Genomic DNA, 21,483 nt, shown 5'->3' on the forward strand with positions numbered 1-21,483 from the left:
GTCCCGCGCCCTTCCCACTCGACCTGCCGCGTTTCGCGGCGGGGCGAGACCGCATTGCCTTGTCATCCCGGACAACGAGCCCGAAGGGCGAGGCCGATCCGGGACGAAGCGGCGAACAGTCGTGCTCCATTCAAAGCCCTCCCGTTTGGCGGAGGGGGGAGGGTTGGGTGGGGGTGAATGCAGTGACGCTCAGAACCACCCCGAAAGGCTCCATCGACCCCGCCTCCCGCGCCTCACGCCGGAACACCGCGCCCTCACCCCCATCCCCGGCCCTCCTCCCTCGAGGGGGAAGGGAGACGCACGAAGCCGGGCGGGGAGGGAGATGGGCGCAATCCACTTCCAACTCCGAAAGCCCGCACATGTCGCCACGCCGTCCCTCTCGCCGTCATCGTCGCAACGCCATGCTGATGGCCGCCCAACGCCTGCGCCTCGAAGGTGTCGCCCGCGGCGAACTGGAGCCGCGCAGTCCGCGCGAGGCCTGTTTTCAGGGCATGATCCAGGACGGCGGACGCTTCCCGACGCGCGACTTCATCGTCTCCCCGCTTCTCTTCCTGCTCGAGGATGTCGAACCGGATTCCGACCCCGTCGGCGCCCCCTGAAACCACCCACGGGAATCGCCCCGGAAAGCTCGCAATTCCCGCGATAATTCCTATATTCTGAGCCTTCCGGCGCGGGCCAGATTCGCGCCGTTTTCCGGGTCCTTCACAGGGCCGTCTCACCGACCGATTTGATGACCGACCAGACCCCCGACGACGCTGTCGCCCCGGCCGAATACGGCGCCGACTCCATCAAGGTTCTCAAGGGCCTGGATGCCGTTCGCAAACGCCCCGGCATGTATATCGGCGACACCGACGACGGCTCGGGCCTGCACCACATGGTCTATGAGGTGGTCGACAACGCCATCGACGAGGCCTTGGCCGGTCACGCCGATCTGGTCGAGGTGATCCTGAACGCCGACGGTTCGGTCACCGTGACCGACAACGGGCGCGGCATCCCGACCGCCATCCACGCCGAGGAAGGCGTCTCCGCGGCCGAGGTCATCATGACCCAGCTGCACGCGGGCGGTAAGTTCGACCAGAACTCCTACAAGGTCTCGGGCGGTCTGCACGGCGTGGGCGTCTCGGTCGTGAACGCCCTGTCCGACTGGCTGAAGCTGGTCATCTTCCGCGACGGCAAGCGCCACGAAATGCGCTTCGAGCGCGGCGACACCGCCGAAAGCCTCAAGGTCACGGGCGACGCTCCGATCCGCACCGAGGGGACGAAGAAAGGGGAATTGCTGACCGGCACCCAGGTCACCTTCTTCCCGTCGCTGACCACTTTCAGCCACATCGACTTCGACCTGAAGACGCTGGAACACCGCCTGCGTGAGCTGGCCTTCCTGAACTCGGGCGTGGTCATCAAGCTGCGCGACGACCGCCACGCCGAGCCGTTTGAGGAAATCCTGCACTACGAGGGCGGCGTCGAAGCCTTCGTGCGCCACCTCGACAAGTCCAAAACCCCTCTGCTCAAGGACGTCATCGTCATCCGCGGCAAGAAGGAGGGGATCGAACTCGACCTCGCCCTCTGGTGGAATGACAGCTACCACGAGACGATGCTGTGCTTCACCAATAACATCCCCCAGCGGGATGGGGGCACCCACCTGTCGGCCTTCCGCGCCTCGCTGACCCGTGTCATGGGCGGCTATATCGAAGCCGCCGGCGCCGCCAAGAAGGAGAAGGTCTCGGTCTCGGGCGAGGACGCCCGCGAAGGCCTGACCTGCGTTCTGTCGGTCAAGGTTCCCGATCCCAAATTCTCCAGCCAGACCAAGGACAAGCTTGTCTCGTCAGAGGTCCGCCCGGCGGTCGAGGCCCTGTGCTCGGAAGGTCTCGCCACATGGTTCGAGGAACATCCGGTCGAGGCCAAACAGGTCGTCGCCAAGATCATCGAGGCCGCCGCCGCCCGTGAGGCCGCGCGCAAGGCCCGTGACCTGACCCGCCGCAAGACGGCGATGGAAATCTCGTCCCTGCCCGGCAAGCTGGCCGACTGTCAGGAACGCGATCCGGCCAAGTCCGAGCTGTTCATCGTCGAGGGTGACTCCGCCGGCGGCTCGGCCAAACAGGCCCGCAATCGCGAAAATCAGGCCGTCCTGCCCCTGCGCGGCAAGATTCTGAACGTCGAGCGCGCCCGCTTTGATCGCATGCTGTCGTCCGAACTGATCGGCACCCTCATTCTGGCGCTCGGCACCGGCATCGGCCGCGACGACTTCAACGCCGACAAGCTGCGCTACCACAAGATCATTCTCATGGCCGACGCCGACGTCGACGGCGCCCACATCCGCACCCTGCTGCTGACCTTCTTCTACCGTCAGATGCCGGAGCTGATCGAGCGCGGGCACGTCTACATCGCCCAGCCGCCGCTCTACAAAGTCTCCAAGGGCAAGCAGTCGCGCTACCTCAAGGACCAGGCGGACATGGACGCCTATCTGATCGAGGAAGGTTCGTCGGACGCCGAGCTGGACCTGCCGTCCGGCGAGCGTCGCACCGGTCTGGACCTGCAGGCGCTGGTCCGTGAGGCCAAGGCCTTCAAGGCGGGCGTGGATCGCCTGTCGCAGCGCGCTCCGGCCTTCGCCATCGAGCAGTCGGCCCTCGCCGGTCTGTTCTCTGATGAGGGCGGGGATGTGTCGAAGGCCGCCGAACGTCTGAACCTCTTCGCCGAGGAAGGCGACGGCGCCTGGTCCGGCGCTCCGGGCGCGCAGGGGGCCGTCGCCTTCGAGCGTGTTCGCCGCGCCGTGACCGAACGCATCGTTCTGGAAGAAGCCCTGATCCGCTCGCTTGACGCCCGTCGTCTGGCCGAGCGCGCGGCCGCCTTCGAGGGCCTGTTCGACGCCCCCGCCGTCTTCCGTCGCAAGGACAAGACCGTGACCATTCGCGGTCCGATCGATCTGCTCGACGCCGTCCTCGACGCCGGCAAGAAGGGCATCGCCATCCAGCGCTACAAGGGTCTGGGCGAGATGAACCCCGAGCAGCTGTGGGAGACGACGCTGGACGTCAACGCCCGCACCCTGCTGCAGGTCTCGGTCGAGCATGAGGAAGAGGCCTCCGACCTCTTCGCCAAACTCATGGGCGATGTGGTGGAGCCACGCCGCGAGTTCATCCAGGAAAACGCCCTCGACGCCGCCGTCGACGCGTAAGAGCCGGGCTCCGGGCGGCTTGGCCGGGGCCTCCGGCTACGGCCGCCCGGCTTCCACGAAGGCCCGGATGCTGGGGTACGTCGTGCCTTGCGAGCGGGCGCCGTCACAGACGATCTGCTTGAGGAATTCCGGCGCCGTATTGGGGCGCACCGCTTCCCAGGCGGCGTTTTCCTCGGGATAGTCGCCGTCCTCGCTGCCGTCCGCGGCGAAATCCTTCGCCCCGGCCGTCCGCCATTTCCCGGCGCCGCAGTCGAACTGATAGATTTCCTGGCTGTGGCTGAGATCGGTGGCGGGCAAATTCAGCGGCGCCGAGGCGATCCGGATCGAGGTTATGCCGCCCGGGACCGACGTGATGCTGTCGACATCCGCCAGATAGGCGCGGTTCGGTGTGCGGGAAAAGGCGTGCCAGTCCTCAGCCAGGGCCGGCGTCGCGGCCATGGTCAGGGCAGCGGTGGCCGCCAGTGCGAATTTCATCAGAGAACCTCCCCAGGAACATCGTTAGCCATGATGCTCCAGACCGGCGGTTTTTCAAGCGCCGCCCGCTCAGGCGGCTCTCGCCGTCGCTTCGCCCGCACGGGCCAACGGTTCGAACAGCCAGCGGGCCAGATGGCGCACGACCGGCGCCGCGACCCCGTCTCCGGTCAGCTTGCAAGCCGCGCTGTAAGACCCCGGCAGACGGTAGCTGTCGGACAGGCCCATCAACCGCGCCGTCTCGCGCGCCGTCATCAGTCGCGACCGGATGCGGCCATGCTCGATCACCAACAGCGTCTGGCGGCTCGAACCGCCGCCCGGCGTCCGCAGGCAGCCGGCCATGTCGAAACGCACCTCGGCCCGCTGGACCTTGCGCCCGTCGGCGTCCTTCCGGGTTCGCCGGTAAAGGGCGCCGACCTGCAAGCTACCGGAGGACCGGGCCGCCTCCACCTTGGCCCGATTGACCGGCGACATCAGCTCCAGCAGCCGCGCCGTCTGCGCCTGATTGTGCCACTCCAGATGGGCGCCCTCGGCCTCCGTCACTTCGGCCAGACGGGCGGGCGGCGCTTCCGGTTCCGGCAACCGCCACCACAGGGCGCGTTCCCGCAGGTCCTGCGGCAGCCGCTCGACCGCCCGGGTCAGATTGGCCGGATGGAACGCCCCCTCAGGTCCGCTCGCCAGCAAGGCCGGGTCGACGGACACATCGCCCCGGACCCCGATCACGAACAGCCGGGGTCGCGACTGCGGCACGAACCGGTCCGCGTTGATCACCAGCGCACCGAAGGCATAGCCGGCCTCGTCCCAGGTCCGGCACAGGATTTCGAAGTCACGCCCCTCCCGCGATGTCAGGGCCCCGCAGACATTCTCGATGGCGACGATCTTCGGGCCCCGCCCCTCGCGGACCAGTCCGTTGGCCAGTCCCCAGAAGGCGTGGAAAGTCCCCGAGCGGGCGCCGCCCAGCCCCGCTCCATGTCCCGCCAGCGACAGGTCCTGGCAGGGGAAGGAGCCCCACATCAGGTCCGCCTGTCCCGGCAGATCGGCGGAGCTCAGGGCGCCGATGTCGCCGACCACAAGGTCATCGCCGCCCCAGTTGGCGCGGTAGAAGGCGGCCTTCTGCGGGTCGATGTCATTGGCGAAGGCGCAGGTCCAGCCGTCGCCGAGCCCCGCCCGCAGCATGCCGCCGCCGGCGAAGAACTCATACGCCTGAAAAGGTGCCGATTCGACCATCGCCTTCGAGCATGGAGCCTCGGCGGCGCCCGGTCCATGGGTCAGCCGACAAGGGCCTGCCGGTCCCGCTCCAGGAAGGCCACCACCTCTGCGATCTGCGTCCGCGGGTTGCGGGTGTGCGGATAGGCATGGGCCGTCCGAGGCTTCCGGTCGAACCAGATTTCGTCCACCACCTCGGCTGGCCGGGTCGCCGCCAGCCAGTCGATGGTGTCGGCCCCCTCGTCGTCATTGCGCAGGATGGGCGCCAGCACTTTGCGGAACTTGGGCAGGGAGGTCTTCACCCCCGCCGTATCCGCCCAGCCGGGGTGTACGGCATAGGTCTTCGCCCCGATGTCGGCGAAGGTCGCCCGCCAGTGCTCAGCCAGCGCCAGTTGCGCCCGCTTGTGCGCCGCATAGGCGGCGAAGCCGTTGAACTTTTCCTCGGGGATATTCAGCATCGATTTGGTCAGGGGCAGATTATAGAGCCCGCCCGAGACGACGTTGATCACCGCCGCCCCCCGCGCCAGCCGACCCTCGGCATACAGCTGCTCGGTCAGGATGTAGTGGCCCAGCAGATTGGTCGCGTAGGAGGTCTCCAGCCCCTCCGCCGTCGCTTCGTAGGACCGCATCAGCAGCCCGACATTGTTGACCAGCACATCGAACGTCTGGCTCACGATCTCGGGCCGGCGGGTCAGGTCCGACACGGCCTTCATCGAGGACAGGTCGCAGACCACCGGGACGATCTGGCCGGGCAGGCCAGAGGCGGCGGTTTGCAGGGCTTCCAGCGCGGCGACGTTGCGGCCGACGGCATGGACGGTCGCTCCCTTCTTTACGCCGCGAAGCGCCGCGGCGCGGCCCAGCCCGCCTGTCGCACCGGTGACCAGCCAGGTCTGGCCGGAATAGTCAGCCCGCACGGGACGGAAAGGCAGTCCACGCGCGACGTAGCCGACACGCGTGAACGAAGGTGCGAAGCGGGCGTAGAAATTCATAGATTTCATAAGGGCTTGCAGAAACGGCGGTTCAGCCATCGGTCATCCTCCCCAGCGCGTCCATTGTCGCTTTCGTAAACATACTAAATGAGTGAGGCGTGTTGGCAACCGGCTTGCGTTTATAGACTAATGGCGTAACGGTTCGATATCGAAAGTCACAGGCGCCGCTTTTCATGACCAGACCGATCCGCGTGATCCAGTGGGCGACCGGCTCGATGGGCAAGACCTGTCTGAGGGCGGTCATCGACGATCCGCGCTTCGAACTGGTCGGGCTGTTCGTCTATGGGGCGGCCAAGTCGGGCAAGGATGCCGGTGAGATCGCGCGACGCGATCCGACCGGCGTGATCGCCACCCGGTCCATCGACGATGTTCTGGCGCTGGAGGCGGATGTGGTCCTGCACTGCCCGATGTTGTCAGACCCCTACGATGGTCATGACGCCGACGTTCGCCGCCTGCTGGAGGCGGGCAAGAACGTCATCTCGATCAACAACTACTTCGAGCCCGGGGCGCTCGGCGCGGACTATGCGGCCCGCCTCGAGAGCAGCGCCTTGAAAGGAGGCGTGACGCTCGCTGGAACGGGAGTCAATCCGGGATGGGTGGCCGAGAGAATGGCGGCCAATGCGGTGTCGCTATGCCTGTCGCATCGGAACGTCGCGACCCGGGAAATCATTGATTGCACAACGGTTCCGAACCCCGACTATGTGTTCGAGGCCCTCGGCTTCGGTGCGGACCCGGCGTCCATTGATCTTGTGGACGGCGCTCTGGCGCGGACCTTCGACAGCATGTTCGCCCAGAGCGTGGAAGGTCTGGCGCAGCGGATCGGGCTAAGCTTGGACGGCTATGAATCAGACCATCAACTGCGGCTCGCGGCACGGGATCTGACCGTGGCCGCCGGGACTATTCCGGAAGGCACGGTCGCGGCGACCACCTGGCGTGTGCACGGCCTCGTAGACGGGGGCCGTCGCATCACCCATGAGGTGAACTGGATCATGGACCCGACCGATCCGGCCTTCGCCGGGAAACCTCACTGGCAGATCGAGGTGGACGGCCTTCCGGGCCTGACCATTGCAATGGATCTGGTCGACACAGCGCCTGAGAGTGTCCGCACCAAGCCGGAGCAGTTCGCGGTCGCCGCCATGGTGCTGGACGCCATTCCACGCGTTGTTTCGGCGCCGCCGGGACTGCTGCGACTGTGACCCGAGCGGGTTGCCCGCTAACAAAAGTCATGTCACTTTCAATCAAAGACTAAAATAACGACCTGAGGAAACGACCATGGCCGAACGCGATCCCGAGGTGCAGGCCCTTCTGGACAAGAAGGCGATCGAGGAAACGCTGCTGTTGTTCCTGCGCGGGTGTGATCGCGGGGATGAAGCGTTGGTGGAGCGGGCCTACTGGCCCGACGGCTGGGAGGATCACGGCGGCACCTTCAACGGTCCGGCCAGCGAGTGGGTGGCTGTGGTCAAGGAGCGTCTGCCCAAGGCCGGGCTGATGAACCATCTCGCCATGAACATGGTCATCGAGCTGAAGAGCGCCACCACGGCGACCGCGGAATGCTACATCCTCACGGCGTCCCGCCTGAAGGTGAAGGGCGAACTGTTTGACACCCGCACCTTGGCCCGCTGTGTCGATCAGATGGAAAAGCGGGGGAGCGAGTGGCGGATCCTGCGCCGCACCATGTGCTGGGAGTGGAACGAGGAACACGAAATCTCGGAAACCTGGGCGCGGGGCGCGATCACCAACGATCCGAGCCAGTTGCGCCGCGGAGCCAAGAAGCCCGACGACATCATCTACACCGCCGCCTGAGGTTCGATCATGGAAGTTCAGGGCTGTGTCGCCATCGTCACCGGCGCCAATCGCGGGATCGGCGAGGCTTTCGTCCGGGTGCTGATGCAGGAGGGGGCGGCCAGGGTCTATGCCGGCGCCCGCGACCCGGCGTCGGCGAAACACCTTGAGGAAGAGTTCCCCGGCAGGGTTCAGGCCGTGGCGCTGGACGTCTCGAAGCCGGACCAGATCACGGCGGCGGCCGCCGGCTGTCCGGACGTGTCGGTCGTGGTCAACAATGCGGGCGCCTTCCACAACGCGCTGCTGATCGGCGCGGACGACATGTCGGCGGCGCGCAACGAAATGGAGGTCAACTATTTCGGCCCCCTCGCGATGGCCCGCGCCTTCGCTCCGATCCTGAAAGCCAACGGCGGCGGGGCGATTCTGAACGTCCTTTCGGTGGGCGGCATCCTCGCCGTGCCGAACATGGGCGGCTACAGCCCGTCGAAATTCGCCATGCGCGCGGCGGGAACCTGTATCCGCGCTGAACTGGCCGGGCAGGGTACGACGGTCACCTCGCTGATCGTCGGCTCGGTCGATACCCGCATGGCCTCGCACGTAAAGGGCGCCAAGGAGGCGCCGGAAGACATCGCCCGTGTCGCCATGCGCGGTATCACGCGCGGGACCGACGAAATCGATACCGACCGCTTCGCCGTCGAGATGCGCGCCGCCAAGGCCCGCGATCCGAAGGGGCTGGAGCGGCAGATGGCCAAGGCCGTCCACGTCAAGGAACCGACGACCGGTCGCTAGGCGCCGGCGCACAAAGCAAAAGGGGAGGGAGCCCAATGCCGCCGATTCAGGAGATCATCACGATCCTGGGAATTAACCTCGGGGTCTGTATCGCGTCCTTCGTTATCCTCTGGGCCATCGGCTGCGTTCTGAAGGACGTCACCTTCGTCGACGCCTGGTGGGCGCTGGGGCTGGCCTTCATGGCCGTGACGACCTTCCTGCAGGCGGATGGCTCGCCTGCCCGGATGCAGTTGCTGCTGGTGCTCGCCGGCGTCTGGGGGCTGCGCCTTGGTCTGTACATCCTTTGGCGCTGGCGCTCGCATGGGCCGGACAGGCGCTATGTGAAGATGCTGACCCGCGCGCAGGAGACCAGGGGCTGGAGCTTCCCGGTCGCGTCCTGGCGTCTGGTCTTCATGTTCCAGGCTCCGATCCTTTGGGCCGTCAGCCTCCCGGTCCAGCTGGGTCAGCTTTCGACCACCCCGGCCGCAATCGGCACGCTCGGCTGGATCGGCGCCGCGTTGGTGATCTTCGGCATCCTGTTCGAGAGCACCGCCGACTTCCAGCTGGTGCGCTTCAAGGCGAACAAGGCCAACGAGGGCAAGGTGCTGTCCAGCGGCCTCTGGAAATATACGCGTCACCCGAACTACTTCGGCGACCTGTGCGTCTGGTTCGGCCTTTGGCTGGTGGCGGCCGAGACGGGGCTGCTCGGCGTCGTCTCAATCGCCGGACCGCTGTTGCTCCTGCTGATGTTCGTGAAGTACAGCGGCGGGCCGTCCTACGAGAAACGCCTGACCTATCAGCGTCCCGGCTATGCGGAATACATCGCCCGCACCAGTTCGCTGATCCCGTGGCCGCCAAAGAAGGCGGGGGCCGCGTGAAGCGGCCCGCCACCCCCCGTGTCATGTCCACCCCCGGCATCGGCGAGATGACGCCGCGGGGGATGGGGGCCTTGCTGGACATCCACGCCGCGCGCGATCCGGACGCTCCGGCCCTGTCGTTCGAGGAAACGACCCTGACCCGCGCGGCGCTCGCTTCGCGGGTCAACCGTCGAGCACGGACCCTGGAACGACTGGGCGTGCAGGCGGGAGACTTCGTCGCCATCGCCTTGCCGAACACCCCGGCCTTCCTGGAACTGGCGTTCGCGATCTGGGCCCTCGGAGCGACCCCGGCGCCCCTGTCGCACAAGCTGCCGGCCGCTGAACTGGCGGGTATCCTTGATCTGCTGAAGCCTCGACTGGTGGTCATCAATGATGCGGCGAAGGCGGGCGACTGGCCCGCTCATGCGGAGGCCGACACCTTCGACCCCGACGCCGACAGCAGCCCGCTGCCGGAGAAGATCGCGCCTCACCTGAAGGCTATCGCCTCGGGCGGCAGCACCGGGCGGCCCAAGGTCATCGTCGATATGTCGCCGGGGGTCGCAGACCCGGACAAGCCCCTGCTGGGCATGTTGCCGGATGACGACGTCCTGATGAATCCGGGGCCGCTGTATCACGCCGCCCCGTTCGGCATGACCTGCTTCGCGCTCGGCTGGGGCCTGCATGTTGTCCTGATGCCGCGCTTCGACGCGGAGGAGGCCCTTCGTCTTATCGAGCGGCACAAGGTCCGCTGGTTGTTCCAAGTGCCGACCATGATGCACCGCATCTGGGCCCTGCCGGATGAGGTGAAGGCGAAGTACGACATCAGCTCGCTGGACGCGGTCATGCACATCGCGGCCCCTTGTCCGCCCTGGCTCAAGCAGGCCTGGATCGACTGGGTGGGGGCCGAGACGGTCTGGGAGCTCTACACCGGTACGGAGGCCATGGGCGGCACCGGCATCAACGGTGTCCAGTGGTTGAGCAAGCCCGGCTCGGTCGGCCGCATCCTGCCTGGCTACGAAATGCAGGTCCTGCGCCCGGACGGCTCGCCCTGTGACATCGACGAGGTCGGGGAGATCTTCTTCCGCCCATTGCGGGGGCAGGGCGCCACCTACCGCTACCTCGGCGCCGAGCCGAAAGCGGTTGGCGGCTTCGAGACCCTCGGTGACATGGGACGGGTGGACGCGGATGGCTATCTGTTCCTCGCCGACCGTCGTGTGGACATGATCCTGTCGGGGGGCGCGAACGTCTATCCGGCCGAGGTCGAGGCGGCGATCGACGCCTTCCCGGGGGTTCAGTGCAGCGTGGTCATCGGCCTGCCCGATGACGATCTGGGCCAGCGCGTCCACGCCATTGTCGAGACCGTGGACGGAGCGCTGGATCAGGCGGCGCTCGCTGAATTCCTCGCCGACCGCATCGCCCGCTACAAACAGCCCCGCACGTTCGAGGTCACCGCCGACCGCCTGCGTGATGATGCGGGCAAGGTCCGGCGCAGTCAGCTTAGAGCCGAGCGGCTGGAGCGCTGATACGGGCATGAAAAGAGGCGCACGGTCGCCCGTGCGCCTCTCGCTTTCGTCCCGTCCGGATCAACCCATCGCGGCCGGGTCCTTCATCTGGAAATAGTCGCGCCAGGCGACGATCTTGCCGGCGTCATTGAATTCGATGATGCCCATATAGGGGTGGGACACCTTCACCCCCTCGGCGTTGACGTAGTCCTCGCGGCCTTCTGTCAGCACCTTTTTGCCGTTCTGGGCCCAGTTATCGAGCACCCACTCGGTCTCTGAGTGATTGGCCCAATAGCGGCTGATGAACCTGTCGACCCAGTCGATTCCGATCAGGGGCCGCGTGCCGACGTGGTAGTGGTACTCTATGGCCGGGTCGAAGGCATCTAGGAACGCCGCCTTGTCGCGGCGTCCCGAGACTTCCATCAATGCCCGCAGGCGGTCGATCGGCGCGGTCACGCCGTAGCCTTGGTGGCGTCCGGCTTCGCCGGGGCGTGAACCTGCGAGGTGTCGTAATAGTCCCGCATCCGGCGGATCAGGCCGTCGCGCACCTCGAACACCTGCACGAAAGGATTGTCCATCTTCACGCCCGTGGCGCGATCAATGAGAACCTCCATGCCTTCCACGAACAGCACCTCGCCGTTCTCGGCCGAATGGGTCACGCGCCATTCCTGCTGGTCAAAGCCCTGCTCATAATTGGACAGGAATTTGCGCATCTTCTCCTTGCCCACGGCAGCCCGTTTGGTGGGGTGCCAGTGGTACTCGATGTCGTCGGACAGGGTGGCGATGAAGCTCTCGACATCGCGCTTTTTCCACGCGGCCATCATGGCCTCGACCACCTTCATATTCTCGCCCATGGCGTCACTCCCGTTCTTGTCGTTGAGCCAACGCTAGGACGGTAAGTTTGTTTATGCAAGCGACCTGACTTGCGCTTTCAAACCGAAACTTTCACGTCCCGGTGAACGCATTGGGGATCAGGCGATGGTGTGGCCCTTGCCCGGCTTCAGCAGAACCTCGGACATCTTCAGCCGTCCCTTGCAGACGCTGCAATCCACCTCGCTGGCCAGCGCCGCGCCGCAATTGTGTCGGATGCGGACGGGGGCTCCCGCCTTGTCCTTGAGCCAGGTCTCGGCCCAATTCAACATCGTCAGGGCGTGGGGATAGAGGTCCAGCCCCTTCTTGGTCATCCAGTACTCGTACCGGGGCGGGGTGATCTCGTAGAGCCGCCGTTCGAAGATGCCGGCGGTCTCCAGCGTGCGCAGGCGGTCAGTCAGGATGTTGGATGCGATACCCAGCATGTTCTGCATTTCATCGAACCTGTGGATGCCGAAATACTGGACGCTGACGACCAGACCGGTCCACCGATCGCCCAGCAGGTCGACCAGCTCAAGGGCCGCCGTGCCGTCGGTGGGCTGACGTTTGCGGTGCATGCGCTGGACGGGGAGCTTTTCCATCCCCTGGCCGGGGCCGGGCACGAAGCTGCAGCTATGCAGGGTCATGGGCTCGCCGCAGTCAGAGCATCGCACCTCAGGCAGCATCGCCTTGCCGCAGACCGTATGCACGAAGACGGTCGGGGCGCGGCGGCCTGCGACGCCCCAGCGCACGCCCCAGCCCCACATCAGGATCATGCTGTCGAACAGGTCGAGCCCGCGCGGCGTCAGATGATAGGCCATACGTGCGCCCTCATCCTTGTGCGGGCGCTTCTCGAGAATGCCGTGCCGTTCCAGCGCCTGCAGGCGGCTGGACAGGGTGCTGCGCGCACCGCCCAGCCGTTCGTGAAACTCCTCGAACCGGGTGGCGCCGAGGAAAGCTTCCTGAACGATCAGCAGGCTCCAGCGGTCACCGAGCGCATTGAGCGCCCGGTTCAGGGAACTTTTCGGAACCAGCCGGGTCTTCGGCGCGCCTTGGGAAGCCATGGCTTGTCTTAGCGGTCTGGCCGAGCGGGTTTCAAGCGGTCGAGAGCTTCTGTCGGCGAACGGACAGACCGGCGGTTTCCCGATCAAACGTCTCCGCGGTGATCCCGTCCGCCCGCAGCCCCGTCTTCTGGATCTTGTTGGTCGGGGTTTTCGGCAGTTCCGCCTCGACCCGCACATAGCGCGGCACCATGAAGTGGGTCATGCGCGGGATCAGGTATTCGATCAGTTCCTTCGGATCGATGGTCGCGCCGGGAACCGGGGCGACCGCCACCATCACCTCCTGCTCGCCGCCGGGCAGATCGACACCATAGGCCGCCGCCTCGCGCACCGCCGGATGACCGCAGACCTCAATCTCGATCTCCAGCGAGGACATGTTCTCGCCGCGCCTTCGGATCGCATCCTTCTTGCGGTCGATGAAGAAGAAGCAGCCCTCCTCGTCGCGCCGCATCAGGTCGCCGGTGTGGAACCAGCCATTGCGCCAGGCCTCGGCCGTCGCTTCCGGATCGCCCAGGTAGCCGTGGCTCAGGGTCCAGGGATGGTCGGCCCGAATGACCAGTTCGCCGGGTTCTCCGTGCGGCACCTCGTTGTCAAAGGCGTCAACGATCCGGCATTCCATGCCTTCGCGCGCCCGACCGCACGAGCGCATCACCGGCTCGTTCACCGCGCAGATCAGAGGGCCTGACACCTCGGTCATGTTGAAGCCCGAGATGTAGTCGAAGCCGAACCGGTCAGCGAGCGCGACCGTGTCCTCGGTGATCGGCGCCAGGGTCACCATCCGCAGTGGATTGTCCCGGTCGTCCGGCTTCGGCGGTTCCTTCATCAGGAAGGCGGTCAGGGCGCCGATCAGGCCGCTGCACACGGTTGATTCCGTCTCACGGATCACGTCCCAGAAGCGTCGTGTGTCGAACGCCTCGAACAGGGCCACCGAACCGCCGCAGGCGACCGCCGCGGTGATCGCCGCGATGCCGCCGACATGGAACATCGGCAGGTTGACCAGCATCCGGTCGTCGCCGTGCATGTAGCCGTAGGTGACCTTGCCGGTCGTCCACTCCTGCACATAGGAGGTCAGCACCGCCTTCGACGGGCCGGTCGTGCCGGAGGTGAAGATGACCACGGGCACGTCCCATGGATCCGACTCGACCCGGACATAGGCCGAGGCATCGCCGGTGAGGGCAGAGGCAGGCTCGACCGCGACGTCCAGATTGATCGGGCCGTGTGGTTCGCCGGTCAGGATCAGGCGCTGGACCGATCCCAGCGAAAGGCCTTCCAGTCGTTCGACCAGATCAGGGTGCACGATCAGGATCGTCGCCCCGGTCTTGCGAATCGCGTGCTCCAGCAGCTTGCCGCGGAAGCTGGTGTTGATCGGCGCCAAGGCTGCGCCGGCGAAGTTCGCGCCGAACCACGAGCGAACGAGCGCCGCCGAGTTCGGCGCCCAGGCGGCGACGATGTCGCCTTTCTTGACACCGCGGGCCTGCAGGGCGGCTGCGGTCTCCAGCGCCCGTTGCCGGGTCTGGCTCCAGCTCCATGTCTCGCCGGTCTCATATCGGATGAAGACCTTGTCCGGCGTCGCGGCGGCGTACCGATCCAGCAGGCGCGGGATCACGCACTCATCCGCCGTCGGCGGCTTTGGGTCGAACCAGGGAAGCTTCAATCCGCCCATCAGTTCTCTCCCTGCCACTCGCGCGCCTCTTCTACGCTGGCGCGGAAGTGGGGCAGGGTCTTGATCAGGATGAGCGAGGCGACGGTGATGCAGATGCCGCTGACGATGGACAGCGACAGGCCGATCTTCTGCGACCCGCCCAGCAGGGTGTCGCTGATCGCCGCCACGATGGTCGGGCCGCCGGCCAGCGAGATCAGGTTGCCGATCAGGAAGTAGATAGCGGTCACCTGCGCCCGGAACTGGTTGGGCGACACCGACTGCAGCGAGGTCGCGGGCAGGCTGTTCATCACCCCGGCGAAGAAACTGAACACGGCCAGCGAGGCGACGGTCAGCGTCGCGGTCGGCATCAGGGGCGTGGCGATGGCGAAGGGGATGCTGCACACCAGACCGATGATGGCGGCGAACAGCGGGGCGTCCTTGCGGCCGCGCGCGGACAGGAAGTCGCTCAGCCAGCCGCCGACCAGCACGCCCGGCGTCGCGGCCAGCAGCAGGACCGCGCCATAGGTGAAGCCGACCTGCGAAGCCGTCCAGCCATGGGTGCGGATCAGAACCGCCGGAATCCAGGCGAGGTAGGAAATGCCCGCGATTCCGAAGATCGAGAAGCCGATGATCATGGCGTAGAAGGTCTTCTTGCGCGCCCACAGGAAGCGCATCACGCCGGAGTGGGCGTCGGCCTTCACCAGTCCCTGACGAGGCGGCTCGCGGACGATCAGGAACAGGGCGGCGATCAGCAGGCCGGGCAGGCCGACCAGAACAAAGGTCTGTTGCCAGGGAGCCAGTTCACCGACGAGCGGCAGGGTCAGGGAACCGTGGCGGGCGATGACGTCGATCACCCCGCCGCCGATCATCAGGGCCAGACCGGCGCCGATATACGGCCCCATGGAATAGACCGCCAGAGCGCGGGCCCGCATGCGGGGCGGGAAGTAGTCCGAGATCATGGAGTAGGCGGCGGGCGACAGGGCCGCCTCGCCGATGCCGACGCCGATCCGCGCCGCGAAAAGGGCCCAGAAACTGTTGGCCAGACCGCAGCACACGGTCATTACGCTCCACACCACAATGCCGATCATGATGATCAGGCGGCGGCTGCCCCGATCGGCCAGCCGCGCCAACGGCACGCCCAGAAGGGTGTAGAACAGCGAGAACGCCAGGCCTGCCAGCAGGCTGAATTCAGTGTCGCTGATGTTCAGGTCCGCGCGGATCGGCTCGACCAGAAGGCTGAGGATCTGCCGATCTATAAAGCTCGAGGTGTAGGCCACCATCAGCGCAGCGACCGCGAACCATCCCCATCCGGGATGGGGCCAGATCCGGGCCTTTTGAGCGGAGGCCGTGGCGGGCGTTTCAGGGGACGTCGTACTGGTCATCGGCGAGGTTCGGTCAAGCAATCAATCTAAAGGTGAAAGTGACTAGGCGCAGCCTGATCGCCGGCGCGGGACGGGATATCGCGCCTCGTCACGGCCCGCGAAAGCGGTCCGGTCTGATCGCTATGACGTAAGGCCGATGTCTCCATGGGCTCGCCTCAACTCCCTGTTCTCGCGCCGGTTTTCCGGTCTGCGTGGCCTTACGCACTGACTTGTCGCCGGCTCCCGGGAGCTATGGCGAAGCGAGCGTCGCGACCGTCACACACTCAAGCATGGAAGTTGGTCTGATTACAAAAGCTATTTGACAGTCTGAATACGCAAGTTACACCTAGCACTGAAGCACCTCGGCTAAACGAGGGCTCATGGGAGGATAGGGCGTGACCATTCGAGGTTCGATCAGCGTATCCGCATTGCTTCTGGCGGCTTCTCTCGGCGCGACGCCGGTGTGGGCCCAGACGGCACCGCAAACACCGCCGCAAGACAACGCGACCCAGCTGGACGAGGTGATCGTCACCGCGACCAAGCGGGAAGAGCGGCTCATTGACGTCCCGGTCGCCGTGACGGCCATCGGGTCGGAACAGCTCCAGAATTCGGGCGTGTCCGACATTCGCGAACTGACGGGCCTGGCGCCGAGCGTCCAGTTCCAGACCCCGGGTGGCGGCGCCGACTCGTCGATCCGTATTCGCGGCATCGGCACCACCTCGACCAACCCGGGCCTTGAGTCTTCGGTCGGCGTGGTCATCGACGGCGTGACCCGCGCCCGCACCGGCGTGGCTCTGTCGGAACTCGGCGACCTGCAACGTATCGAGGTTCTGCGCGGACCGCAGGGCACCCTGTTTGGTCGGAACACCTCGTCGGGCCTGATCAACATCGTCACCCGCGACCCGAGCTTCGCCGGCGTCGAGGAACGGCTGGAGGGCACCTACGGCAACTACTCGGACATGCGTCTGGCCGGGGCCATCAACATTCCGCTGTCGGACAACGCCGCCTTCCGTCTGGAAGCCAGTTCCGAGACCCGCGACGGCTTCTATCAGGACGCCAACAGCGCCGAGACCCTGGACAATCTGGATCGCCAGTTCGTTCGGGCCAAACTGCGTTGGGAGCCGAGCGACACACTGACGTGGCGCTTCAGCGCCGACTACACCAACCGTGATGAGAACTGCTGCGTGGCCGTTCTCGCCATCGCCGGCCCGACCTATGGTCTGGTCAACACCTTGGCGGGCGCGCGTGGCGACGTGGGCTACACCAGCACCGACCCGTTCGACCGCGAGGCCTCCAAGTCCAGCGGTCGCCAGAACCAGGAAGACATCGTCGACTGGGGCGTTTCGGCCCAGGCCGACTGGGAGCTTGGTTTCGGCACTCTGACCTCGATCACTGCGTATCGCAGCTGGGAAGCCTATCGCTCGCAGGACTTTGATCACTCGGGCGCTGATCTGGGCTTCTTCGCCCCGGACGGCCTGCACCAGAGCTTCGATGTCTTCACCCAGGAAGTCCGCCTGCAAGGTACGGCGGGCATGGTCGACTGGCTGGTCGGCGCCTACTACTCGGACGAGGACGTGATGAACGACTCCGCGTACCGGATGGGCGCGGACTATCCGCTGATCTACGGCGGCGCGGCGACCTTCCAGGCGACGACCCTGGCGGCCTTCACTCCGGGCGACGGCGCCCGTGGCATCGGCAACCAGAACGGCCGCGACATGTCGGTCTTCACTCACAACATCTTCAACATCACCGACCAGCTGAGCATCACGGCGGGTCTGCGCTACACCAACAACAAGAAGTCGATCGATTTCCGAGGCGAGAACTTCAACCCGGCGTGCGACAGCGCCGTGGCGACGGGGGATGCGCCGGGGATCACCCGCTTCTGCGCCCCGTTCTGGGATACCCGCTTCAACACGGCCGGAGACTCTGACTCGCGGACCGAGGATGCCGTCACCGGCACCTTCAACGTGTCGTATGAGTTCCTGCCGACCCTGACGAGCTACCTCTCGTACTCGCGCGGATACAAGTCGGGCGGCTACAACTTCGACCGGGCCGGCTTCACCACCCCGGCCACGCCGAACGCCGCTGATCTGGCCTTCTCGGACGAGACGGTGGACGCCTATGAGTTCGGTCTGAAGGGCGAGTTCTTCGACCGCACCCTGACGGCCAATCTCGCGATCTTCCACCAGAAGTTCTCGGGCTTCCAGCTGATCGAGTACACGGGCGTCAACTTCGTGGTTCGCAGCCTCGAGGAAGCGATCTCGGAGGGCGCGGAGCTGGAGATCACCTGGCGTCCGATGCAGGGCCTGACCCTGACCAACGGCCTCAGCTACACCGACGCCTACTATCCGACGAGCGCCGGCAACTCGGCCTACTCGGGTCGGGAGATGGAGCAGTCGCCGGACTGGGTGAACGTCACTTCGGTTACCTATGAGTTCCCGATCGGCGAGCAGCTGACCGGCGTGGCCTATATCGACAACCGTTACAGCTCCGAGTTCTACACCGGCGGCTTCGATCCGAACCGGATCCAGCCCTCGTTCTCGGTCGCCAACGCCCGCCTCTCCCTGCGGGGACCGGACGAGACCTGGGCGGTCGACATCTGGGCGCGGAACCTGTTCGACAAGGACTACTATCGCCGCGTGATCCCGGCCACGTTCCAGGCCGGATCCTACTCGGCCTTCCTCGGCGATCCCCGTACCTACGGGATCACCCTGCGGCGCACCTTCTGACGGACGCTGCGTTTTCCTGAACCTTGGGGCCCCGGCGCGATCCTGACGCCGGGGCCTTCTTCTTGTCTGTTGCAAAGAAGCCCTCCCACTCGACGGGGGGAGGGCTGGTTGGGGGTGAGTTCAGGCTGTTTGGGCGGTGCGGGGGAGGTGGTGTCAGCGCCTTGTGCGCCACGCTTTCAAGACCGGGCGCGCACCCCCCCCCCCATCCCCGGCCCTACCCCGGTCGTGGGGTAAGGGCCGGGGCTTTGGCTAGAACCCCATCTGCTTCGCCGCCAGGTCGCGCAGGATCTCCTCGGAGCCGCCGCCGATGACGAAGATGCGGGCCTCGCGGTAGATGCGCTCGACGCGGTTGTCGCCGGTGTAGGCGCGGCCGCCGAGGACCTGCAGGCTTTCGCGGGCGCAGTGCTCCAGCGTGGTGGTGGCCTGCACCTTCAGCAGGGCCAGATCGGCGACCGGGGTCTCGCCGCGCTGGAAGCGCCAGACGAGAATGTCGAGGAAGGCGTAGGCGGCCTTGAGGCGCTGGATCATCTCCACGATCTTGTGGCGCATCGACTGGTGGTCGATCAGCCGCTTGCCGAAGGTCTGGCGCTCGCGGGCGAACGAGATCGCCTCCGCGATGCAGGTTCGGGCCATGGCGAGGGTGGCGGAAATGCCGCTGAAGCGCTCGATGTTGAACTGGCCGGCGAGGCCCGCGAAGCCGCGGTTCTCGACCCCGATCAGGTTGCTGACGGGAACCTCGACATTGTCGAACTTCAGCCAGCCGTTGTTGCGATTGTACCATTCAAGGCCGGGCACCGGGCCGCGGGTCAGGCCTGCCTGATCGGTCTCGATCAGCAGCATGGACAGACCGCCCATGCCGGGGCCGCCGGTGCGCACGGCGGTGAGCAGGAAGTCGGCCTTCATGGCACCCGAGATCAGGGTCTTGCCGCCGTTGACGACGAAGACGTCGCCCTTGCGCTCGGCGGTGGTGGTGAAGGCCGAGACATCGGAGCCGCCGCCCGGTTCGGTGACGGCGAAGGCGATCTTCTTCCGGCCCGCCAGCACCGGCTTGGCGACGCGCTCCAGCATCTCCGGCGTGCCGCCCGAGATGATCGGGGGCAGGGCGATCCACGGGGTGGCGAGGTCGGCGAAGACCACGCCGGAGCCGAGTCGGAAGAACTCCTCGGCGAAGATGATGCGATCCCACAGGTCGATGTCCTCGCCCGTACCGCCGAGGTCCTCGCGGAAGCCCATGCCGAGAATCCCGGCTTTGGCCGCCTCGACATAGAGGCTGTCGGGGAAGTCGGAGGCGGCGTCCCAGTCTTTCAGGTTCGGGGCGATGTGGGTGTCCACGAAGGTCCGAAGCTGGGTCCGCCAGGCGTCATGCCGCGCCGTGAGGAAGGGGCTGGGCGGGCGCAGGCCGTCGAAGTCGAGCGCCGTAGCGGTGTGGTCTGCCATCGATAATCCTCCCGTTTCGCGCCGTGTTCGGCGTCGCTTTCGATTTGATACTAAAAGCCCTCGCCAAGGACGACAAGAATGGTATTCTAACGAAAGCCACTATTTCCGGGCCTCTGGTCCGCAAGGAGTTTTCGATGGGTTTCGAACCGACCGGCGCCGCGCGTGATGTCCAGCTGGGCAAGGTCTCGCAGGAGCCGTTCAAGGTCACGCTGAAGCCGAACGAGCATCCCTACATGACCGGCGCCTGGACGCCGCAGCATGAGGAGTTCACGGCCGAGGACATGCCGGTGGTCGGGACCATCCCGACCGACATCGACGGCGTCTATGTGCGCAACACCGAGAACCCGGTGCATGAGCCGATCGGCCGTTACCACCCGTTCGACGGCGACGGCATGATCCACACGATCAGCTTCCGGGACGGGAAGGCCGCCTATCGCAACCGCTTCGTCCGCACCAAGGGCTTCCTGGCGGAGCAGGCGGCGGGGCATGCGATCTGGGCCGGACTGGCCGAGCATCCGTCGTTGTCGCAACAGCCGGGCTGGGGCGCGCACGGCGGGCTGAAGGATTCGTCCTCGACGGATGTGATCGTCCACGCGGGGGCCATCCTGTCGACCTTCTACCAGTGCGGTGAGGGCTATCGCCTCGACCCCTACACCATGGAGCAGCTGGAGAGCGCCGATTGGGTCCCACCGGAAGGGATTTCGGCCCACCCGAAGGTCGATGAGAAGACCGGCGACCTGCTGTTCTTCAACTACTCCAAGGCCGCGCCGCACATGCATTATGGTGTGGTCGGGCCGGACAACAGGCTGAAGCATTTCACGCCGATCCCGCTGCCGGGCGCGCGCCTGCCGCACGACATGGCGTTCACGACCAATTATTCGATCCTGAATGACTTCCCGCTGTTCTGGGAAGAAGACCTGCTGCCCAAAGGCATCCATGCGGCGCGCTTCCATCCGGAGATGAAGTCGCGGTTCGGGATCATTCCGCGCTACGGCAAGGCCGAGGATGTGCGCTGGTTCGAGGCCGATGCGACCTACGTCCTGCACTTCCTCAATGCATGGGAGGAGGGCGACGAGATCGTCATGGACGGCTACTTCCAGGACAACCCGGTGCCCCAGACCAGCCCGGACGCCTGGCCGGGGCATGAGCGGATCATGACCTTCCTCGACCAGAACATGCTCCAGCCCAAGCTGCACCGCTGGCGCTTCAACCTGAAGACCGGCGAGACGACCGAGCAGCGGCTGGATGATCGGGTTCTGGAGTTCGGCATCATCAACAACCAGTACGGCGGGGTGAAGTACCGCTACGCCTACAGCGCCGTGTCCAAGCCCGGCTGGTTCCTGTTCACAGGTCTGGTCAAGCATGACATGGATACGGGCGAGAGCTGGGCCGTCGACTTCGGCCCGGAACGCTACGGCTCCGAGCCCGGGTTCGCCCCGCGCATCGGCGCGACGAGCGAGGATGACGGCTATCTGATCACCTATGTCACAGACATGATCGAGAACCGGTCGGAATGCGTGATCTATGATGCGCAGAAGCCCGGCGACGGGCCGGTGGCGCGGATCATCCTGCCGGGCCGTCTGTCCAGCGGCACCCACGCCACCTGGGCGCAGGGCGAAACCATCCGCGCCTCGCAGGCGGCGGCGTAAGGGACAGGACA

18 protein-coding genes are annotated in these 21,483 nt (G+C 65.9%); 9 read left to right on the forward strand and 9 right to left on the reverse strand.

Annotated elements, in window-relative coordinates:
• Window positions 1–359: 359 nt before the first annotated feature.
• Together ACODRV_RS00005 and gyrB are read left to right on the forward strand one after the other, a co-directional pair.
• Entirely contained in the window at window positions 360–599 is a 240-nt protein-coding gene (locus ACODRV_RS00005; RefSeq protein WP_488906998.1) for a hypothetical protein, read from the forward strand.
• Between the two features lie 131 nt (window positions 600–730).
• On the forward strand, window positions 731–3,169 hold the full coding sequence (gene gyrB / locus ACODRV_RS00010) for a DNA topoisomerase (ATP-hydrolyzing) subunit B (protein WP_141625637.1): 2,439 nt from the start codon (window positions 731–733) through the stop codon (window positions 3,167–3,169).
• Window positions 3,170–3,205: 36 nt separating this feature from the next.
• Here the strand turns inward: gyrB and ACODRV_RS00015 are convergent, their stop codons facing one another.
• The 3 genes from ACODRV_RS00015 to ACODRV_RS00025 all read right to left on the reverse strand — a co-directional run bounded on the left by ACODRV_RS00015 (window position 3,206) and on the right by ACODRV_RS00025 (window position 5,844).
• Window positions 3,206–3,643, reverse strand: coding sequence for a surface-adhesin E family protein (locus ACODRV_RS00015; RefSeq protein ID WP_141625654.1), 438 nt, complete (start codon window positions 3,641–3,643; stop codon window positions 3,206–3,208).
• A gap of 69 nt (window positions 3,644–3,712) precedes the next feature.
• A complete protein-coding gene (locus ACODRV_RS00020) occupies window positions 3,713–4,867 on the reverse strand; it encodes a DNA cytosine methyltransferase (RefSeq protein WP_488906999.1) in 1,155 nt (384 codons plus the stop codon).
• Window positions 4,868–4,908: 41 nt separating this feature from the next.
• Complete coding sequence (locus tag ACODRV_RS00025; RefSeq protein ID WP_488907000.1) at window positions 4,909–5,844, reverse strand: SDR family NAD(P)-dependent oxidoreductase; 936 nt, start codon at window positions 5,842–5,844, stop codon at window positions 4,909–4,911.
• A 164-nt stretch (window positions 5,845–6,008) separates the two neighbouring features.
• On the opposite strand from ACODRV_RS00025, the gene ACODRV_RS00030 reads away from it, so the two are divergent.
• The 5 genes from ACODRV_RS00030 to ACODRV_RS00050 all read left to right on the forward strand — a co-directional run bounded on the left by ACODRV_RS00030 (window position 6,009) and on the right by ACODRV_RS00050 (window position 10,765).
• A complete protein-coding gene (locus tag ACODRV_RS00030) occupies window positions 6,009–7,031 on the forward strand; it encodes an NAD(P)H-dependent amine dehydrogenase family protein (protein ID WP_488907001.1) in 1,023 nt (340 codons plus the stop codon).
• A gap of 76 nt (window positions 7,032–7,107) precedes the next feature.
• A complete protein-coding gene (locus ACODRV_RS00035; RefSeq protein ID WP_141625658.1) occupies window positions 7,108–7,638 on the forward strand; it encodes a nuclear transport factor 2 family protein in 531 nt (176 codons plus the stop codon).
• A gap of 9 nt (window positions 7,639–7,647) precedes the next feature.
• Window positions 7,648–8,406, forward strand: a complete 759-nt coding sequence (locus ACODRV_RS00040; RefSeq protein WP_488907002.1) for an SDR family oxidoreductase — start codon at window positions 7,648–7,650, stop codon at window positions 8,404–8,406.
• Between the two features lie 35 nt (window positions 8,407–8,441).
• A complete protein-coding gene (locus tag ACODRV_RS00045) occupies window positions 8,442–9,263 on the forward strand; it encodes a DUF1295 domain-containing protein (RefSeq protein ID WP_488907003.1) in 822 nt (273 codons plus the stop codon).
• Window positions 9,260–10,765: an AMP-binding protein gene (locus ACODRV_RS00050; protein WP_488907004.1), complete on the forward strand. Its 1,506-nt coding sequence runs from the start codon at window positions 9,260–9,262 to the stop codon at window positions 10,763–10,765. The genes ACODRV_RS00045 and ACODRV_RS00050 overlap by 4 nt, the downstream gene beginning before the upstream one ends.
• Window positions 10,766–10,825: 60 nt before the next feature.
• Here ACODRV_RS00050 and ACODRV_RS00055 read toward each other — a convergent pair whose 3' ends face one another.
• The 5 genes from ACODRV_RS00055 to ACODRV_RS00075 all read right to left on the reverse strand — a co-directional run bounded on the left by ACODRV_RS00055 (window position 10,826) and on the right by ACODRV_RS00075 (window position 15,678).
• A complete protein-coding gene (locus ACODRV_RS00055) occupies window positions 10,826–11,200 on the reverse strand; it encodes a nuclear transport factor 2 family protein (RefSeq protein WP_141625661.1) in 375 nt (124 codons plus the stop codon).
• Window positions 11,197–11,598, reverse strand: coding sequence for a nuclear transport factor 2 family protein (locus tag ACODRV_RS00060; protein ID WP_141625662.1), 402 nt, complete (start codon window positions 11,596–11,598; stop codon window positions 11,197–11,199). Before ACODRV_RS00060 ends, ACODRV_RS00055 begins: the two co-directional genes overlap by 4 nt.
• Before the next feature lie 117 nt (window positions 11,599–11,715).
• A complete protein-coding gene (locus tag ACODRV_RS00065) occupies window positions 11,716–12,657 on the reverse strand; it encodes a winged helix-turn-helix transcriptional regulator (protein WP_141625663.1) in 942 nt (313 codons plus the stop codon).
• Between the two features lie 31 nt (window positions 12,658–12,688).
• Window positions 12,689–14,317, reverse strand: coding sequence for an AMP-binding protein (locus ACODRV_RS00070; RefSeq protein WP_488907005.1), 1,629 nt, complete (start codon window positions 14,315–14,317; stop codon window positions 12,689–12,691).
• Window positions 14,317–15,678 carry a spinster family MFS transporter gene (locus ACODRV_RS00075; protein ID WP_488907006.1) on the reverse strand — a complete coding sequence of 454 codons (1,362 nt, stop codon included), beginning with the start codon at window positions 15,676–15,678 and terminating at the stop codon, window positions 14,317–14,319. The genes ACODRV_RS00070 and ACODRV_RS00075 overlap by 1 nt, the downstream gene beginning before the upstream one ends.
• Window positions 15,679–16,052: 374 nt before the next feature.
• Between ACODRV_RS00075 and ACODRV_RS00080 the strand changes: the two genes are divergently transcribed.
• Complete coding sequence (locus ACODRV_RS00080) at window positions 16,053–18,386, forward strand: TonB-dependent receptor (RefSeq protein WP_488907007.1); 2,334 nt, start codon at window positions 16,053–16,055, stop codon at window positions 18,384–18,386.
• 249 nt (window positions 18,387–18,635) lie between these two features.
• On the opposite strand, the gene ACODRV_RS00085 is transcribed toward ACODRV_RS00080, so the two are convergent.
• Window positions 18,636–19,823: an acyl-CoA dehydrogenase family protein gene (locus ACODRV_RS00085; protein WP_488907008.1), complete on the reverse strand. Its 1,188-nt coding sequence runs from the start codon at window positions 19,821–19,823 to the stop codon at window positions 18,636–18,638.
• 134 nt (window positions 19,824–19,957) lie between these two features.
• On the opposite strand from ACODRV_RS00085, the gene ACODRV_RS00090 reads away from it, so the two are divergent.
• Window positions 19,958–21,472 (forward strand): carotenoid oxygenase family protein, encoded by a 1,515-nt coding sequence (locus ACODRV_RS00090; RefSeq protein WP_488907009.1) that lies wholly within the window; start codon window positions 19,958–19,960, stop codon window positions 21,470–21,472.
• Window positions 21,473–21,483: the final 11 nt, after the last annotated feature.

Source organism: Brevundimonas sp. FG8 (genome assembly GCF_057808845.1).

What these genes read in the sequence shown, in the direction of transcription:
- ACODRV_RS00040 (WP_488907002.1), top strand. Translation starts at nt 7,648, where the DNA reads ATGGAAGTTCAGGGCTGTGTCGCCATCGTCACCGGCGCCAATCGCGGG.
- ACODRV_RS00085 (WP_488907008.1), bottom strand. Translation starts at nt 19,823, where the DNA reads ATGGCAGACCACACCGCTACGGCGCTCGACTTCGACGGCCTGCGCCCG.
- ACODRV_RS00005 (WP_488906998.1), top strand. Translation starts at nt 360, where the DNA reads ATGTCGCCACGCCGTCCCTCTCGCCGTCATCGTCGCAACGCCATGCTG.
- ACODRV_RS00030 (WP_488907001.1), top strand. Translation starts at nt 6,009, where the DNA reads ATGACCAGACCGATCCGCGTGATCCAGTGGGCGACCGGCTCGATGGGC.
- ACODRV_RS00065 (WP_141625663.1), bottom strand. Translation starts at nt 12,657, where the DNA reads ATGGCTTCCCAAGGCGCGCCGAAGACCCGGCTGGTTCCGAAAAGTTCC.
- ACODRV_RS00070 (WP_488907005.1), bottom strand. Translation starts at nt 14,317, where the DNA reads ATGGGCGGATTGAAGCTTCCCTGGTTCGACCCAAAGCCGCCGACGGCG.
- gyrB (WP_141625637.1), top strand. Translation starts at nt 731, where the DNA reads ATGACCGACCAGACCCCCGACGACGCTGTCGCCCCGGCCGAATACGGC.
- ACODRV_RS00025 (WP_488907000.1), bottom strand. Translation starts at nt 5,844, where the DNA reads ATGAAATCTATGAATTTCTACGCCCGCTTCGCACCTTCGTTCACGCGT.
- ACODRV_RS00015 (WP_141625654.1), bottom strand. Translation starts at nt 3,643, where the DNA reads ATGAAATTCGCACTGGCGGCCACCGCTGCCCTGACCATGGCCGCGACG.
- ACODRV_RS00020 (WP_488906999.1), bottom strand. Translation starts at nt 4,867, where the DNA reads ATGGTCGAATCGGCACCTTTTCAGGCGTATGAGTTCTTCGCCGGCGGC.
- ACODRV_RS00035 (WP_141625658.1), top strand. Translation starts at nt 7,108, where the DNA reads ATGGCCGAACGCGATCCCGAGGTGCAGGCCCTTCTGGACAAGAAGGCG.
- ACODRV_RS00045 (WP_488907003.1), top strand. Translation starts at nt 8,442, where the DNA reads ATGCCGCCGATTCAGGAGATCATCACGATCCTGGGAATTAACCTCGGG.
- ACODRV_RS00060 (WP_141625662.1), bottom strand. Translation starts at nt 11,598, where the DNA reads ATGGGCGAGAATATGAAGGTGGTCGAGGCCATGATGGCCGCGTGGAAA.
- ACODRV_RS00075 (WP_488907006.1), bottom strand. Translation starts at nt 15,678, where the DNA reads ATGACCAGTACGACGTCCCCTGAAACGCCCGCCACGGCCTCCGCTCAA.
- ACODRV_RS00090 (WP_488907009.1), top strand. Translation starts at nt 19,958, where the DNA reads ATGGGTTTCGAACCGACCGGCGCCGCGCGTGATGTCCAGCTGGGCAAG.